The sequence below is a fragment of the Lysobacter sp. genome (assembly GCA_013141175.1).
In the GTDB taxonomy this organism is placed as follows: domain Bacteria; phylum Pseudomonadota; class Gammaproteobacteria; order Xanthomonadales; family Xanthomonadaceae; genus Lysobacter_I.
In genome coordinates this window covers 602,943-617,597 of sequence record JABFRN010000001.1, presented here as the reverse complement: position 1 = coordinate 617,597, position 14,655 = coordinate 602,943, and the positions used below count along the sequence as shown (strand labels likewise).

The following is a 14,655-nucleotide window of genomic DNA, read 5'->3' as shown; positions in this document are numbered from 1 at the left end:
TGGCGTTGGATCGACCGGTGGCTTCGCTTCGCTTGCCGCGATCGCACGCGACAAAGCGGTGCCTTGCGCGACTTATCTGTTCGGCTGCAACTTCGTCAGCAGCAGCGCCCGCAGCTCGGCCTTGTCGTCGTCGTCGAGACCCATTTCGCGCTGCTTCGCCTGCAGCTCGTCGATGCGCTGGTGCAGGGTCTGCTTTTCGAGCTGCGCCATCGCGTCGGCGAATTCGTTCTGCCACAGCGCTTCCTCGCCCGGCATGTCCTGCGAGGCGAGTTTCTGCAGCGCGTTGATTTCTTCGCGGTCGGCGAAGTGTTCGAGCACGCCGCCGGTGGTGATGTCGGGGCGTGCGTTCACCAGCATCACCAGCTCCGCCAGCAGCGGGACGCCGGGCTGGCGCAGGGCGCTGAAGGGGGCGGTGGAGTCCAATGCCAACGCCAGCGACGGCTGCTGCAGCAGCAATGCGATGGCGCTGCGCACGAGGCTGCGTTTCTGCGTCTGTGCGGGTTGTGCGCGGACGCGCTGCGACGACGGCTGCGCCTGTGCGGCGACGCGCGCGCCCACGCCGGTGAGCTCGGTCAGGCGCTGGCGCATGAGGTCGCCGAAGGCGCCGTCGGGAATCTGCGCGAGCAGCGGCTTCGCACGTTCGGCCATGCGCGCCTTGCCGTCGAGCGTGCCGAGGTTCACGTCCATGCCCAGTTCGTCGAAGAAGAACGTCGACAGCGGCGTCGCGTCGCGCAGGCGCAGATCGAAACCGGCGCTGCCTTCGTTGCGCACGATCGTGTCCGGGTCTTCGCCGTCGGGCAGGAACAGGAAGAACGCCTGCCGGCCGTCCTTCATGCGCGGCAGCACCGATTCCATCGCCTTGCTCGCGGCGCGGCGGCCGGCGGCGTCGCCGTCGAAGCAGAAATACACGTCGGGGGCGTTGCGGAACAGCAGTTCGGCGTGGTCGGGCGTCGTCGCGGTGCCCAGCGTCGCCACCGCCTGGGTGATGCCGTGCTGGAACAGCGCGATCACGTCCATGTAGCCTTCGACCACGATCAGCCGTTCGATCCTGCTGTTGGTCTGCCGCACCTGCCAAAGCCCGTACAGTTCGCGTCCCTTGTGGAACAGCGGGGTTTCCGGCGAGTTGAGATATTTCGGCGAATCCTCGGGGTCCAGCACGCGTCCACCGAACGCGATCGTGCGTCCACGACGGTCGTGGATCGGAAACATCACCCGGTCGCGGAACTTGTCGTAGATGTGGCCCTTGTCGTTCTTCGAGAACAGGCCGACGCGCTCCAGCAGCGCCATCCGGCGCGGATCGGTGCCCAACGCATCGCGCAGCGCCGAAAAGCCGTCGGGCGCGTAGCCGAGGCCGAACTGGTTGCGGATGGCGTCATCGACGCCGCGATGGTCGAAATACCCGCGTGCCTTGTCGCTGGCCGCAAGCTGCCGCTGGAAAAATTTCGCCGCCGCATCCAGCGCCGCGTACTGATCGACGCTGTCCGGCGTGGCGTTGCGCTGCTGGGTGTCGCGCGGCACTTCCATGCCGACGCGCTTGGCGAGTTCGTCCACCGCGTCGAGGAATTCGAGGCGGTCGTAATTCATCAGGAAGCTGATCGCGGTGCCGTGCGCGCCGCAGCCGAAGCAGTGGTAGAACTGTTTGGTCGGCGAGACCGTGAACGATGCCGAGCGCTCGTCGTGGAACGGGCAACGCGAAGAGTATTCCTTGCCCTGGCGCTTAAGCGGCACGCGCGACCCGACCAGCTCGACAATGTCGGTGCGGGCGAGCAGATCGTCGATGAAGGCGTCGGGGATGCGGGCCATGTCAGCTGCGGATCAATCGTTCGAGCAACAGTGTCTGCAGATCGCGGCGCGCATCAAGCACGGCAACAACGGCGACGCGTTTGGCTTCGACCGTGTAGACCAGACGCCACGGGCGTTCGATCAACTCGCGATACTGGTTTACGCCGATCTCGCGCAGCTCCGGAACCGTGCGTCCGCGCGGCGTGAGCGTGCCCAGGGACTCGGCGCGCGCTTCCAGCCGAAGGATCGCCGCTACAGCCGCGTCGGGATTGTCGGCAGCGACATGCGCCAGGATCGACGCCAGATCCTGCAGCGCCGTGGGCGTCCAGTAGACCTCGTGATCGCTCATGCGTCGGGAGCGTAACGCTCGCGCAGCGTGGCGAAGACTTCTTCCTGCGGGATCAGCCGCCCGGCGGCGATATCCGCCTCGCCCTGCGCCAACAGCTTCAGCATCAACAGCGCCTGCTGTTGGCGCTGGAAGGTCTCGTAACTCTGCACGACGGCGCTGGCGCGGCCGTTCTGGGTCAACACCACGGCGTCGGATTCGTCCTGCAGACGCTTGAGCCATTGGCTGGCGTCGGATTTGAAATCGCTGAGACTGATGATGGGGTCGCTCATGACGGCCTCGCTTCGGACTGAATTCGGTCCGAGTATAGCAGCGACGCGGAAGCCGACGGGTCAGTCGATCGGCTGTGCGGCCAATGTCCGCAATGCCTCGCCGCTCACGCGCTGCATGGTCCATTCGTCCATGCTGACCGCGCCGAGGCTGCGATAGAAATCGATGGCGGGTTGGTTCCAGTCCAGCACCGACCATTCGAAGCGCCCGCAGTCGCGTTCGATGGCGATCTGGGCCAGCCGAAGCATCAGCCGTTTGCCCAGGCCGAGTCCGCGGAAGCCCGGGCGCACGAACAGGTCTTCGAGATACAAGCCCGGCTTGCCGACGAAGGTCGAGAAGTTGTGGAAGAACAGCGCGAAGCCGGCGGGCACGCCATCGACTTCGGCGATCAGCACCTCGGCGTGCGGGCGTTCGCCGAACAACTGTGCGGCCAGCCCGGCCTCGTCGGCGACGACCTCGTGCGGCAGCTTTTCGTACTCGGCCAACTCGCGGATGAAGGCGAGGATCCGCCCGGTGTCGGCGACGCCGGCCGGGCGGATGGCGATGACGGGTGGTGCGGGGGTCATCGCGGTGATGTCAGCCTGCCAGGCGCTGCTTGATCAGCTTCGAGACTTCGCCCATGTCGGCCTGACCGGCGAGTTTCGGCTTGATCGCGCCCATCACCTTGCCCATGTCGGCGGGGCCGGTGGCGCCAGTCTCGGTGATGACCGCGTCGATCACGGCCAGCACTTCGGCTTCACCGAGCTTGGCCGGCAGGTATTGCTCGATGATCGCCATTTCGGCGCGCTCGATCACGGCCAGATCTTCGCGATTGGCTGCTTCGAACTGGCTCACCGAGTCCTTGCGCTGCTTCATCATCCTTTCCAGGATCGCCAGCACCAGGGTGTCGTCCATCTCGACGCGTTCATCGACTTCCTTCTGTTTGATCGCGGCATTGATCAGGCGGATGGTGCCGAGGCGATCCTTCTCGCCGGCCTTCATCGCGGTTTTCATGTCTTCGGTGAGGCGTTGCTTGAGGCTCATGGCGATGCTCCGTGGTGCAGGGCCCGCACAGCAGGGGGCCGGAAAATTCGAAAGGCCGGGAAAGACAAAAAGCCGGCAGCGTGGAACGCGGCCGGCTTCTGGATTCGCTGTGGCCGCAACCGGGGCGGTTGCGCAGGAATCGGGTGTACTTGCGCCCGGTGAGGGCTCAGTACATGCGCTGACGCTTGGTCGCGTCGCGCGAAGTGCGACGCGCCTGACGCTTCACCGCGGCAGCGGCCTTGCGCTTGCGCTCCTGGGTCGGCTTTTCGTAGAACTCGCGCTTGCGGACTTCGGCGAGGACGCCGGCTTTCTCGCAGGTGCGCTTGAAGCGACGCAGGGCAAACTCGAAGGGCTCGTTCTCGCGGACTTTGACGCTGGGCATAGGAATCTCGGGCTTTTTGGGAAACCGGCCAGCGGCCGGGCTCTTGCGAAGGAACGCGTGCGGTGGAATCTGCACCACCCGGTCCGTCCGGGCGAGCCGCGCATGATAAAGGCGTTGGCCCCGGCGGCGCAAGTTCGGGACGGGCCCGGAAGCACGGCGAGGTAAGCTATGGCCCCGTTTGCGACCACCTTCGCCCCACTGTGAAAGTCCTCGGCATCGAAACCAGCTGCGACGAAACCGGCGTGGCCGTGTACGACACGTCCCTTCCCGGAGCGGTCGGGCTGCGCGCGCATGCGGTCTACAGCCAGATCGCGCTGCACGCCGAGTATGGCGGGGTGGTGCCTGAGCTGGCCAGTCGCGACCACGTCCGCAAGCTGTTGCCGCTGATCCGCCAGACCTTGGCCGAAGCCGATCTGGACCTTGCCGACCTCGATGGCGTGGCCTACACCGCCGGTCCAGGGCTGGTCGGGGCCCTGCTGGTCGGTGCCGGGGTGGCGCGGTCGCTGGCCTGGGCGCTGGAGCTGCCGGCGATCGGGGTCCACCACATGGAAGGCCATCTGCTGGCGCCGCTGATGGAAGACCCCGATCCTGTTCACGGCCGGCCCCAGCCGCCGTTCGTGGCGCTGCTGGTGTCCGGCGGCCACAGCCAACTGGTCGCGGTCGACGCCATCGGCAGCTACCGGCTGCTGGGCGACACCCTGGACGATGCTGCCGGCGAAGCTTTCGACAAGACCGCCAAGATGATGGGGCTGCCGTACCCGGGCGGGCCGCAGTTGGCGGCGCTGGCCGAGCATGGCACGCCCGGCAAGTTCAAGTTCTCGCGGCCGATGACCGACCGTCCGGGTCTGGAGTTCAGCTTCAGTGGCCTGAAGACCCAGGTGTTGCTGGCATGGCGCGACAGCGACCAGAGCGACGAGACCCGCGCCGACATCGCACGTGGCTTCGAGGACGCAGTGGTCGATACCTTGGCGATCAAGTGCGAACGTGCGCTGCAGGCCGCCGGCTGCGGGGTGCTGGTGGTGGCCGGCGGCGTGGGCGCGAACAAGCGCCTGCGCGCGCGATTGCAGGCGATGGCGGCGAAGCGCGGCGGTCGCGTCTGCTTTCCGCGCCCCGAACTGTGCACCGACAATGGCGCGATGATCGCCTTCGCCGGCGCGCTGCGGCTCGAAGCCGGGCAGCGCAGCGACGCGGCGGTGCATGTCGCGCCGCGCTGGGATATGGCAACCTTGCCGGCCGTCGAATCGGGAATCGGCCGATGAGAGCGTACGGTCATCGTCATGGCGTCGAGGAGAGCGCGGCGTCCATCGTCGAATTGCAGAGTGTCGTCATCGAAGCGGATGAGGCCTTCCTCGCGGCGCTGCGCGATTTCGCCCAGTACGCGTTGGACGATATGCGCAGGCTCGGCGAGCGCTACGATCACGTGCACTTCCAGGACAAATGCAAAGTCTGGCGGGATTCGTGGCCGGATATCGTGCTGACAAGGCAATACAGCAGCAATTCTCCGGAGGCGGCATGACCGACAAGGTCTTCATCGAGGCGCTCGAAATCGAGACGCTGATCGGCATCTACGACTGGGAGCGCCGCATCCGCCAGTCGCTGCTGTTCGATATCGAAATGGCGTTCGACAACCGCAAGCCGGCGGCCAGCGACGACATCGCCGATACGCTCAACTACAAGGCCGTGAGCAAGCGGCTGGTCGAATATGTGTCGTCGTCGTCGTTCGGGCTGGTGGAAACCCTGGCCGAACGCTGCGCGGAGATCATCCTCGACGAATTCGCGGTGTCGCACGTGCGCCTGAAACTCAGCAAGCCCGGTGCGGTGCGCGGCGCGCGCGCGGTAGGCGTGATGATCGAGCGCAGCAGGCCATGAACAGTCCGCTCTGATGGGCAAGGCTTGTCTCAGTCTCGGCAGCAACCAGTCGCCGGAAGCGAATCTGCGCTCTGCGTTCGCTGCGTTGCGCGCGCGGTTCGGCGGAATCGTCGCGTCCGTGGTCTATCGTTTTCCGGCGGTCGGTTTCGACGGGCCGGATTTCCTCAACGCCGCCGCGGTGATCGAGAGCGACCTCGATCCGTTCGCGCTCAACGACTGGCTGCACGCGCTGGAAGATGCGCACGGCCGCGATCGCAGTGGACCACGCTTCGGCGACCGGCCGCTGGATATCGATATCGTGTTCTACGACGACCTGATGCTTGAGGGAACAGGGCACCCCGGATCGAGTCCGGCGCAGGTCCTGCAGTTGCCGCGCGACGAGCTGAAGCATGCATTCGTGTTGAAGCCTTTGGCCGAGATCGCGCCGGACTTCGTCGATCCGCGCAGCGGGCGGACGCTGGCCGCGCTGTGGGCAGGCTCGCCGGAGCGCGACGTGCCGTTCGTACCCGCATTCGATCCGAACGTCGGCGAGTGACTTCCATCACCCGCGAGAGGTGACTTCCAGCGCTTGTCGACGGCGGCCACTCGCCCCACGATGGCGTCTCCACAGCGTGTCCCGGGAGGACGCAGGCGATGTTCGAGAAATTTTCGCGCAGTTGGGGTCTGGTCAAGGCGAGTGCGTCGGTGCTGCGCGCCGACAAGGAACTGATGCTGTTTCCGATCCTGTCTTCGCTGGCCACGTTGCTGGTGTTGGCGACGTTCGCATTGCCGGTGTTCGCGCTGAAATTGTTCGCCGATGGTTTCAATGTGTTCGGCGCGGTGATCGGTTTCGCTTTCTATTTCTGCCAGTACAGCGTGATCGTGTTCTTCAACAGCGCGCTGGTCGCGGCGGCGACGATCCGGCTCGAAGGCGGCGACCCGACGTTCTCCGACGGTATCCGCGCGGCGAAAGCGCGGTTGCCGGCGATCCTCGGCTATGCCGCGATCGCGGCGACGGTCGGCGTGCTGCTGCAGTCGCTCAAGAACCGCGACAACAACGTGATCGTGCGGATGATCGGCAGCGGCCTGGGCATGGCGTGGACGCTGGCGACGTTCCTGGTGGTGCCGGTGCTGGTCAATCGCGAGATCGGTCCGGTCGATGCGCTGAAGGAAAGCGTCGCGCTGCTGAAGAAGACCTGGGGCGAGAACGCGATCGGCAATGTCGGTATCGGCGCTGCGTTCAGCCTGATCACGATGTTCGTCGTACTGCTCGGTATCCTCGCGACCTTCCTCGCATGGCAAGTCTCGATGGCGCTGGGGATCGGCGTCGCGGCGGCGTTCCTGATCGGCGTGCTGGTGCTGGGCGTGACCCAGGCGGCGTTGAGCGGCATCTATTCGGCCGCGCTGTACCGCTACGCGGTGTCGCACGAGGCGCCGGCTGAATTCCGCGGAATGGCGCTGGAGTCGGCGTTCGCGAAGAAGTGATGCGTGCGGGCCGTCCGGCGCAACGCCGGACGGCTCAGCCGTCGAGCATCCGCCCGCCGTCGACCCGGATCACTTGTCCGCTGGTGTAACCCGCGCCTTGGAGCAGCCAGCGCACCGCTTCGGCGATCTCTTCCGGGGTGCCGATCCGTCCCAAGGGCGTGCGCGCGAGCAACGCGGCCTTCGAGGCCTCGGCTTTGCCGTCTTCCGGCCACAGGATCGCGCCCGGCGCGATCGCGTTCACGCGGACCTCGGGCGCCAGCTCCAGCGCCAGCGCGCGCGTCCCTGCGAGCAGCGCGGCCTTGCTCATGCCATAGACCAGATGGTCGCGCAGCGGACGTTCTGCATAGATGTCGGTGAGGTTGACGATGGCGCCGCGCGCGGCCTTGAGGTGCGGCGCGGCGGCCTGGGCGAGGATGATCGGCGCACGGGCGTTGATCAGGAACTGCGCGTCCCAGTCCGCAGGCGTGATGGTGCCCAGCGGCGTCGGCGAGAACGCGGACGCGTTGTTCACCAGCACGTCGAGCCGGCCGAAGTGGCCCACCGTCTTGGCCACCAGTTCGGGCAGGCGGTCGTACTCGGCCAGATCCGCCGCCCAAGCGACGGCGCTGTTCGCGCGGATGGCGTTCAGGCCGGCGATCAGTGCGCGCATGTCTTCGGCCGATTGCCGGTAGTGCAGGGACACGTCGTAACCGGCGGCGTGCAGGTGGCGCGCAATGGCGGCACCGAGGCGGCGGGCGGCGCCGGTGACGAGGGCGACGGGGCGGGGCTGGGACATGTCGGGGATACCGGGGAGCGATTGCGGAGCATTTGATCATAGTCAAGGGATGCGCCCCTGCTGCGGCGCAAGCTCGCGGCAGTCCATCGCGGAGTCGCGTCATGCATCCCATCGTCTCTGAACTGCTCACCAAACCCGTCGGCTGGATGACGCTGGGTGGCCTCGGTTTCATCATCTTCATGGGCCTGTATATCTGGTGGTTCGCGCGCAAGAAGATGCGCGAGGAAGAGAGCGGCGGCTGAAAGTCCGCAAACTGCCGGCGATCGAAGCCCGGCATGGCTCGGGATTCGTTATCCTGTGCGGCCACCGCAACGGAGTTGCCGCATGCTGACCGATGACGATCTGGATCCCGATGTGCGGGCGCACAGCGAGCGCCTCACGGGATTGATCCACGATCAGATCGCGAGCAACGGCGGCGTCCTTCCTTTCTGGCGGTTCATGGAGTTGGCGCTGTACGCGCCAGGGCTCGGTTATTACAGCGCCGGCGCCACCAAACTCGGCCCCGCTGGCGATTTCGTGACATCGCCCGAGCTGGGTCCGCTGTTCGCCGAGTGCGTCGCCGATGCGCTGGCGCCCGTCCTGCGCCAAATCGGCGACGATGCGGTGTTCCTGGAGATCGGCGGCGGCAGCGGCGCATTCGCCGAGGCCGCGATCGAACGCCTGATCGCGCTGCAGTCGATGCCCGCGCGTTACGCCATCCTCGAGCCCAGTGCCGACCTGCGCGAGCGGCAGCAGGAACGACTGCGCGACCGGTTTTCTCCCGAGGTCTTCGCGCGGGTCGAGTGGCTGCAGTCGCCGATCAATACGCGCTGGAGCGGCGTGCTGTTCGCGAACGAAGTGATCGACGCGTTGCCCACTTCGCGGTTCGCGGTGATCGAGGGCGAGATCCACGAAGAGCACGTCGCGCTGGACGCGCAGGGCGGCTTCGTGCGCATGGATCGTCCGGCCGATGCGCTGTTGAGCGCGGCGGTGCGCCATGTCGAACGCCAGTGCGAAGGCAGGTTCAGGAACGGATATCGCTCCGAAGTGCTGCCGCAGTTGCCGTACTGGCTGCAGGCGGTGACCGGCGGGCTCGATACGGGCGCGGTGCTGTTCGTCGACTACGGTTACCCGCGCCGCGAATACTACGATCCACGGCGCGAAGACGGCACGTTGCGCGCGTTCCATCGCCATCGACTGGTCGACAACGTCTTCGCGCGGGTCGGCCTGCAGGATGTCACGGTCTCCGTCGATTTCACCGCGCTCGCCGAAGCGGGCACCAGCGCCGGTTTCGAATTCGCCGGTTATTGTTCGCAGGCCAGCTTCCTGATCGGCAATGGCCTGGAACAGCGATTGGCGGAACACGAGGGCCGTGCCGTCGACGAAACCGCGCGCTATGCGCTGCGTCAGCAGGTCAAGAAGCTCACTTTGCCGGGTGAAATGGGCGAGCGCTTCCAGGCGATCGGCTTTGCGCGCAAATCGAGTCTGGCGCACGCCTTCGTCGCCGGCGATCTCAGTCACCGTCTCTAGAGCGCGTGCCGATGACTCGAGGCAGTATTCCCCGAAGGCGCATGGGCCGATCGCTGAAGCCTTTTCGTCATCCGCTGCTGTGGTCGGGGCTGTGGTGCGTCGCGATCGCGGCCGTCGTGGTGTTTTCGCTGTTGCCCGGATCTTCGCTGCAGACGCTGCCGACGATGAACGACAAGCTCGAACATTTTTTTTCCTACGCGGTGTTGTCCGCAGGCGCGGTGCAACTGTATCCGCGCTGGCGATCGCTGCTCAGCGTCGGTGTCGCGCTGGTATTGATGGGCATCGGCCTGGAGTACGCGCAGGGCGCATTGACCACCGACCGGATGATGGACGGGATGGATGCGCTGGCGAATACGCTCGGCGTGATCGCGGGATTCGCCACGCAGTTGACGCCTTGGCGGGATCTGTTGCTGCGATTCGACAACTCGGCATGGCGCACTTGAGTGCGCTGTGTTCGCAGGGGCGACGGAAGTCCCGACAGGCAGAGGCAAGTCTTTCCGAAGAGCGCCGCGACTTCCGTCGCTCCTACCTGTTCCCGGTTCTTGCCCGACGGATCGCATCGATCCGCGCCACCCGCAGCGCTTCGCCCAAGGCAGGGCCTTGCAGGCCTTCCCGCATGACATCCGCGCCGCGCACCGATTGCGCCGCCGCATGCAGTTTCAGCAATTCCGCAGCCTGCGGATAATCCGACTCCGACATGCCGCCGCGACCGCGCTTGTCGGCTTCGCAGACCTTGGCGAGCAGCGCGATCCGCTGCGGCAGGCGGAAGCCGTCGTTGCGCGCGATCAGATCGTGGACGCTGGCGCTGCGCAGCTCGAACAGACGATGCACGTTGAGATGTTCGCGGCAGGCGGACAGGGCCAGATCGCGATGCGCGACCGGCACTTTCAGCCGCTCGCACAGCGCGCGCACCGGATCGAGACCGCGTTCCTCGTGCAGGATGTGCTTGGGCAGTTCATCGCTGGGCGTCAGCGCCTTGCCGAGATCGTGGGTGAGCGCGGCGAAGCCGACCAGATCGTCGCCCGGCGCGATCTTCGCGGCCATGTCGCAGACCATTTCGGTGTGCAGGCCGGTGTCGACCTCGGGATGATATTCGGCGCGCTGCGGGACGCCGTACAGCGCCTCCACTTCCGGCAGTACCACCGCCAATGCGCCGCAGTCGTGCAAGGTGCGCAGGAAGGCGGACGGACGCGCGCAAGCCAATGCGCGCGCGAGTTCCTGCCAGACGCGCTCCGGCACGAGGTCGGCGAGTTCGCCAGCGGCGACCATCTCGCGCATCAGGGCCATCGTTTCCGGGGCGACCGTGAATCCATGCGCCGCGAAGCGGGACATGAACCGCGCCGCGCGCAGCACCCGCAGCGGATCCTCGACGAACGCCGCGCCGACATGGCGCAGGATGCGGGCATCGAGATCGCGCTTGCCGCCGTACGGATCGACCAGCGTGCCGTCGGCCGCTTCAGCGATCGCGTTGATGGTGAAATCGCGACGGATCAGGTCGTCTTCCAGCGTCACCGTCGGTTCGGCATGGACCACGAAACCGCGATATCCGCGACCGGATTTGCGCTCGGTGCGCGCCAGCGCGTATTCCTCGCCGGTCCGTGGATGCAGGAACACCGGGAAGTCCTTGCCGACCGTCTTGAAACCCGCGGCGAGCATCGAGTCCGGGGTTTCGCCGACCACGACATAATCCTGGTCGCCGCACGGCAGGCCCAGCAATTTGTCGCGGACCGCGCCGCCGACGAGATAGGTCTTCATCGTTGCAACCATTGCTTCGATAGGGTCGTGATTATTTCGGCGCGTGCTGCGCCAACAGCGCGATGATCTGCTGCGCGCCGGAGTTGCGGCCGAGATGCAGTTCGATCGGCGCCGCCTGACCCGACAGCCAGATCCGCAGTTCGGCTTCGAGATCGAAATGGCCGGCGGTCTCCAGCGAGAACATCGTGATCGCGCGGTAGGGAATGCTGCGGTACTCGGTCTTCTTCGCGGTCACGCCCTGTTTGTTGACCAGGATGACGCGACGGTCGGTGAACACGATCAGGTCGCGGATCAGCGCGAACGCACGCTGCAGGGTTTCGCCCGGCGCGAGCAGCGGCGCGAATTCTTCTTCGATCTTTTCCACCGGCTTTTCGCCGGCGTGGCCCAGCAGGCCGTCGAGCAATCCCATGGCGATGTCCTCGTGCGGATTTGATGGAGTGCGGATGTGGTGGAGCGCGGATGTGGTGGAGCGTGGATTATGCGGCGACGCCGAGGATCTCGGATAGTTTGCCACGCACATCGGTGGGAGCAATGCCCAGTTTCGGCAGCCCGTTGTCGTCGCTGGTCGAATCGCGCTGCAGTGAACGCCAGTTGTCGCGGCTGATCGGTTTGCCCGGCAGGTGTTCGCCGATTTCCGCCTGCATGCGGCCGAAGACCTCCGGCAGCGGCACGACGAAGCGGGTCCAGCCTTTGGTCCGCGCGGTGAGGTGGACGATCTGCGCCAACGTCATCACCTCGGGCCCGACCAGATCGTAACTTGCACCGACGGTGGCCTTGTCATCGAGTGCGAGCGCGAAGGCAGCGACGACATCGCCGACCCACACCGGCTGGAAACGGGCATCGGCCCGGCCGATCGGCAAGCCCGGCGAGAAGCGCAGCAGTTGCGCGAAGCGACAGAACAAGCCGTCGCCGGGGCCGGCGATCACCGATGGACGGAACAGCGTCCAGTCGAGCGCGGATGCACGGACCAGGGCTTCCGCCGCGCCGCGCGCCTTGAGGTAATGGCTGTCGCCGGCACCGGCATGCAGTGCGCTCATCTGCAGCAGCCGGCGCACGCCGGCCGCCTGCATCGCCGCGAGCATGGTGTCGGCAAGTTCGACATAGACCCTGTGGAATCCGCGGCCGTCGTCGCCGCGCTCGTTGAGGATGCCGACGAGATTGATGACCGCATCGGCGCCGTCGAAGGCTTTGCGCAGGAATGCGGCATCGAACACATCGCCGATCAGCGACTCCGCGCCTGCGGGGATGCGTGCAGCGGCGTCGACGTTGCGCGACAGCACGCGGACGCGCTCGCCCTGTGCGAGCAGACGCGCCACCAGCGCGCGACCGACGAAACCGCTGCCGCCGAGTACGGCGATCGTCCGGCTCATCGCTGCGTCTTGCGTGCGGGTGCGGGCGTCGGTGCTGCTGTCGGCGGTGCAGGCAGTTCCGGTGGCAGCGGACAGACGAATTTCTTGCGCGTATCGACGATGCGCCCGGCGAGGCGGTCGGTGATCGGCATCGCGTTGCCGTTGAGCCGCCAATCGTAGATCACGCTGAAGGCGAGGATGCGCGCGACGTAATCGCGGGTTTCCTTGTAGCTGATGGTCTCGATCCAGAAATCCGCGTCCATGTCCGGGCGCTGCGACTGCCAGCGTGCCACCGGCGCGGGGCCGGCGTTGTACGCGGCGATCGCGGTGTAGGTCATGCCGTATTTGTCTTCGAGTTCGCGCAGATAGGCGGTGCCCAGACTGATGTTGAGTTCGGGCTCGTACAGGCTCTCGCCTCCGCGCCACGGCAGGCCCAGGCGTTTCGCGATGCCTGCGCCGGTGCCGGGCAGCACCTGCATCAGGCCGCGCGCATCGGCGTGCGAACGCGCTTTCGGGTTGAACACGCTTTCGGCGCGGATCTCGGCCGCGACCCAGGTCGGATCGATGTTGTGCTTCGCCGCTTCGCGCCGGATCGCGCTGTCGTGATGCAATGGGAAGCGCAGCGCATACAGCCGCGATTCTTCCGGATACGACTTGCCGCCGACATTGATCAGGCCGAACACGCCGCGATCGAACCAGCCGTTGTCCTGAGCGATGTCGACCGCGATCCTGCGCTGCTCGGGCGTGAACCGTGCGAGTGCGTCGTTCCACTCCCGTTCGGCCCAGGTCGCCCGTTCGAGCCGATACAACTGCATCGCACGGACCATCGCCGGATCGTGCGCGACCGCGGTTTTCGCGGCGGCGTCGGTTTTCGGCGTCCATGGGCACAGCGCGTACGGCACGCCGATGCGGTCGGCGGCCAGAAAGCCGTGGAACTCCGGTTTGTTGGCGGCATCGCGATACAGGATCGCGGCGTTGGCCTTGTCGCCGCTGATTTCCAGCAGGCGCGCTTCGAAGTAGCGCCATCGCGAATCGCGGCGTTGTTCCGCGCCCATCTTGCGGATCGCGGCGAGCGCGCCGTTCCAGTCCGAGCGCGCCATCGCTTCGCGCACCCGCCATTCGTGCAGTCGCGCGTCGTAGGCGACATCGGGCACTGCGTTCAAGCGGCGGGCCGAATCCGGCAGATAGGAGGCGACGGTCTGCAGTGCGGCCTGATACAGCGCGCGTCCGCGCTCTTCGTCGGTCAAGCCGAGCGCATTCGCGAATTTCGGCAGCGTGGTGTCCACCGACTGCGGCAGCGATTTGGCGAGCCGCGCGAGGCCGTACGAGGCGATCAGGCGGCTGCGCGGCGACTTCGGCCAGCCCAGCGCGCGGTCGTGGACGGATTCGACGAAGGCGGCGTAATCGTTCGCCAGCGCGAACTCTTCGGCGGGCAGGCCGCGTGCGGCTGCGCGCATGACGCCGGGCTGCCATTCGGCGGCGGCCTTCTCGATCCGTTCCCATCGCAGGGCGGGCTCAAGCCCGCCGTTGGCGGCAAGCACCGCCATCGGTGCATCGCATTCGTTCGGCAGCGATTTGCCGGCGTTGCGCCACAACGCTTGGGCGGCGGCGGTCCAATCGGCGCCGGTCGCGCCCAATGCCTGGCGTGCACCGAGTTCGGCACAGCGCAATGTGGTGCTCTTGATCGAGGTCGACCAGGCGCTGCGGTAGCTGGGCCAATCTTCGCGTTTGGCGAGCGCCGCCAGCCACTGTTCGCGGAAGGTTTCGGCCACGGCCTGACCGCGATAACGGTTCAGGAACGCCTGTCCGTCGTTGGCGGACAGGACGTCGATCTCCTTGCGCAGGCCGGCATATTCGACCCAGCCGGCGAGCGGATGTCCGGCCGGGAGTGGCGCAGTTTCGGGCTGGCCGCGCTCGGCGGCGTCCAGTGCGGCCCGGGTCTGGGCCAGCGTGGGGTCGTAGGTCTGGGCGGTGCAGGCGGCCGGGAGGAGGGCGGCGAGCAGGCCCACGAGGGTGCTGGGGGATTCGCATGCCGGGGACTATAGCGAAGCTGGGTGAACAGGTCAGTTGCGGGGCGTGCCGGAAGCCCCGATCACCACCGGCACCTTGCCCCGGCTTCACAATTTGTTTA

At 66.5% G+C, this 14,655-nt stretch carries 19 protein-coding genes; 8 read left to right on the top strand and 11 right to left on the bottom strand.

Annotated features, from left to right (window positions below; genetic code table 11):
- Positions 1–72: 72 nt before the first annotated feature.
- The 6 genes from HOP03_02860 to rpsU all read right to left on the bottom strand — a co-directional run bounded on the left by HOP03_02860 (position 73) and on the right by rpsU (position 3,803).
- Entirely contained in the window at positions 73–1,803 is a 1,731-nt protein-coding gene (locus HOP03_02860) for a DNA primase (protein ID NOT87103.1), read from the bottom strand.
- A gap of 1 nt (position 1,804) precedes the next feature.
- The gene (locus HOP03_02855; GenBank protein NOT87102.1) at positions 1,805–2,131 is read right to left on the bottom strand and encodes a type II toxin-antitoxin system RelE/ParE family toxin; all 327 of its coding nucleotides are present in this window, start codon (positions 2,129–2,131) and stop codon (positions 1,805–1,807) included.
- Positions 2,128–2,400 (bottom strand): type II toxin-antitoxin system Phd/YefM family antitoxin, encoded by a 273-nt coding sequence (locus tag HOP03_02850; GenBank protein ID NOT87101.1) that lies wholly within the window; start codon positions 2,398–2,400, stop codon positions 2,128–2,130. The genes HOP03_02855 and HOP03_02850 overlap by 4 nt, the downstream gene beginning before the upstream one ends.
- Before the next feature lie 60 nt (positions 2,401–2,460).
- Positions 2,461–2,964 carry a GNAT family N-acetyltransferase gene (locus tag HOP03_02845; GenBank protein ID NOT87100.1) on the bottom strand — a complete coding sequence of 168 codons (504 nt, stop codon included), beginning with the start codon at positions 2,962–2,964 and terminating at the stop codon, positions 2,461–2,463.
- Between the two features lie 10 nt (positions 2,965–2,974).
- Positions 2,975–3,421 carry a GatB/YqeY domain-containing protein gene (locus HOP03_02840; GenBank protein NOT87099.1) on the bottom strand — a complete coding sequence of 149 codons (447 nt, stop codon included), beginning with the start codon at positions 3,419–3,421 and terminating at the stop codon, positions 2,975–2,977.
- A gap of 166 nt (positions 3,422–3,587) precedes the next feature.
- On the bottom strand, positions 3,588–3,803 hold the full coding sequence (rpsU, locus tag HOP03_02835) for a 30S ribosomal protein S21 (GenBank protein NOT87098.1): 216 nt from the start codon (positions 3,801–3,803) through the stop codon (positions 3,588–3,590).
- Positions 3,804–4,003: 200 nt separating this feature from the next.
- On the opposite strand from rpsU, the gene tsaD reads away from it, so the two are divergent.
- The 5 genes from tsaD (at position 4,004) to HOP03_02810 (ending at position 7,136) form a co-directional block, all read left to right on the top strand.
- On the top strand, positions 4,004–5,062 hold the full coding sequence (tsaD, locus tag HOP03_02830; protein ID NOT87097.1) for a tRNA (adenosine(37)-N6)-threonylcarbamoyltransferase complex transferase subunit TsaD: 1,059 nt from the start codon (positions 4,004–4,006) through the stop codon (positions 5,060–5,062).
- On the top strand, positions 5,059–5,319 hold the full coding sequence (locus HOP03_02825; protein NOT87096.1) for a hypothetical protein: 261 nt from the start codon (positions 5,059–5,061) through the stop codon (positions 5,317–5,319). The genes tsaD and HOP03_02825 overlap by 4 nt, the downstream gene beginning before the upstream one ends.
- Entirely contained in the window at positions 5,316–5,672 is a 357-nt protein-coding gene (folB, locus tag HOP03_02820) for a dihydroneopterin aldolase (protein NOT87095.1), read from the top strand. The genes HOP03_02825 and folB overlap by 4 nt, the downstream gene beginning before the upstream one ends.
- 13 nt (positions 5,673–5,685) lie before the next feature.
- The gene (gene folK, locus HOP03_02815; GenBank protein NOT87094.1) at positions 5,686–6,207 is read left to right on the top strand and encodes a 2-amino-4-hydroxy-6-hydroxymethyldihydropteridine diphosphokinase; all 522 of its coding nucleotides are present in this window, start codon (positions 5,686–5,688) and stop codon (positions 6,205–6,207) included.
- Between the two features lie 98 nt (positions 6,208–6,305).
- Positions 6,306–7,136 carry a hypothetical protein gene (locus tag HOP03_02810; protein NOT87093.1) on the top strand — a complete coding sequence of 277 codons (831 nt, stop codon included), beginning with the start codon at positions 6,306–6,308 and terminating at the stop codon, positions 7,134–7,136.
- A gap of 34 nt (positions 7,137–7,170) precedes the next feature.
- Here HOP03_02810 and HOP03_02805 read toward each other — a convergent pair whose 3' ends face one another.
- Positions 7,171–7,911: a pteridine reductase gene (locus tag HOP03_02805; GenBank protein ID NOT87092.1), complete on the bottom strand. Its 741-nt coding sequence runs from the start codon at positions 7,909–7,911 to the stop codon at positions 7,171–7,173.
- 101 nt (positions 7,912–8,012) lie between these two features.
- On the opposite strand from HOP03_02805, the gene HOP03_02800 reads away from it, so the two are divergent.
- The 3 genes from HOP03_02800 (at position 8,013) to HOP03_02790 (ending at position 9,863) form a co-directional block, all read left to right on the top strand.
- Complete coding sequence (locus HOP03_02800; GenBank protein NOT87091.1) at positions 8,013–8,153, top strand: DUF3149 domain-containing protein; 141 nt, start codon at positions 8,013–8,015, stop codon at positions 8,151–8,153.
- A gap of 82 nt (positions 8,154–8,235) precedes the next feature.
- Positions 8,236–9,420: a class I SAM-dependent methyltransferase gene (locus HOP03_02795; GenBank protein NOT87090.1), complete on the top strand. Its 1,185-nt coding sequence runs from the start codon at positions 8,236–8,238 to the stop codon at positions 9,418–9,420.
- Between the two features lie 41 nt (positions 9,421–9,461).
- A complete protein-coding gene (locus HOP03_02790) occupies positions 9,462–9,863 on the top strand; it encodes a VanZ family protein (protein NOT87089.1) in 402 nt (133 codons plus the stop codon).
- A gap of 82 nt (positions 9,864–9,945) precedes the next feature.
- Here HOP03_02790 and HOP03_02785 read toward each other — a convergent pair whose 3' ends face one another.
- From HOP03_02785 to HOP03_02770, 4 genes are all read right to left on the bottom strand, one after another.
- Entirely contained in the window at positions 9,946–11,175 is a 1,230-nt protein-coding gene (locus tag HOP03_02785; GenBank protein NOT87088.1) for a multifunctional CCA addition/repair protein, read from the bottom strand.
- A 31-nt stretch (positions 11,176–11,206) separates the two neighbouring features.
- Complete coding sequence (locus HOP03_02780) at positions 11,207–11,584, bottom strand: PH domain-containing protein (GenBank protein ID NOT87087.1); 378 nt, start codon at positions 11,582–11,584, stop codon at positions 11,207–11,209.
- A 67-nt stretch (positions 11,585–11,651) separates the two neighbouring features.
- Positions 11,652–12,545: a complex I NDUFA9 subunit family protein gene (locus HOP03_02775; protein ID NOT87086.1), complete on the bottom strand. Its 894-nt coding sequence runs from the start codon at positions 12,543–12,545 to the stop codon at positions 11,652–11,654.
- Entirely contained in the window at positions 12,542–14,533 is a 1,992-nt protein-coding gene (locus tag HOP03_02770; GenBank protein NOT87085.1) for a lytic transglycosylase domain-containing protein, read from the bottom strand. Before HOP03_02770 ends, HOP03_02775 begins: the two co-directional genes overlap by 4 nt.
- Between the last annotated feature and the right edge of the window lie 122 nt (positions 14,534–14,655).

Coding starts and splice junctions, on each gene's coding strand:
- HOP03_02860 (NOT87103.1), bottom strand. CDS start 1,803: ATGGCCCGCATCCCCGACGCCTTCATCGACGATCTGCTCGCCCGCACC.
- HOP03_02855 (NOT87102.1), bottom strand. CDS start 2,131: ATGAGCGATCACGAGGTCTACTGGACGCCCACGGCGCTGCAGGATCTG.
- HOP03_02850 (NOT87101.1), bottom strand. CDS start 2,400: ATGAGCGACCCCATCATCAGTCTCAGCGATTTCAAATCCGACGCCAGC.
- HOP03_02845 (NOT87100.1), bottom strand. CDS start 2,964: ATGACCCCCGCACCACCCGTCATCGCCATCCGCCCGGCCGGCGTCGCC.
- HOP03_02840 (NOT87099.1), bottom strand. CDS start 3,421: ATGAGCCTCAAGCAACGCCTCACCGAAGACATGAAAACCGCGATGAAG.
- rpsU (NOT87098.1), bottom strand. CDS start 3,803: ATGCCCAGCGTCAAAGTCCGCGAGAACGAGCCCTTCGAGTTTGCCCTG.
- HOP03_02825 (NOT87096.1), top strand. CDS start 5,059: ATGAGAGCGTACGGTCATCGTCATGGCGTCGAGGAGAGCGCGGCGTCC.
- folB (NOT87095.1), top strand. CDS start 5,316: ATGACCGACAAGGTCTTCATCGAGGCGCTCGAAATCGAGACGCTGATC.
- folK (NOT87094.1), top strand. CDS start 5,686: ATGGGCAAGGCTTGTCTCAGTCTCGGCAGCAACCAGTCGCCGGAAGCG.
- HOP03_02810 (NOT87093.1), top strand. CDS start 6,306: ATGTTCGAGAAATTTTCGCGCAGTTGGGGTCTGGTCAAGGCGAGTGCG.
- HOP03_02805 (NOT87092.1), bottom strand. CDS start 7,911: ATGTCCCAGCCCCGCCCCGTCGCCCTCGTCACCGGCGCCGCCCGCCGC.
- HOP03_02800 (NOT87091.1), top strand. CDS start 8,013: ATGCATCCCATCGTCTCTGAACTGCTCACCAAACCCGTCGGCTGGATG.
- HOP03_02795 (NOT87090.1), top strand. CDS start 8,236: ATGCTGACCGATGACGATCTGGATCCCGATGTGCGGGCGCACAGCGAG.
- HOP03_02790 (NOT87089.1), top strand. CDS start 9,462: ATGGGCCGATCGCTGAAGCCTTTTCGTCATCCGCTGCTGTGGTCGGGG.
- HOP03_02785 (NOT87088.1), bottom strand. CDS start 11,175: ATGAAGACCTATCTCGTCGGCGGCGCGGTCCGCGACAAATTGCTGGGC.
- HOP03_02780 (NOT87087.1), bottom strand. CDS start 11,584: ATGGGATTGCTCGACGGCCTGCTGGGCCACGCCGGCGAAAAGCCGGTG.
- HOP03_02775 (NOT87086.1), bottom strand. CDS start 12,545: ATGAGCCGGACGATCGCCGTACTCGGCGGCAGCGGTTTCGTCGGTCGC.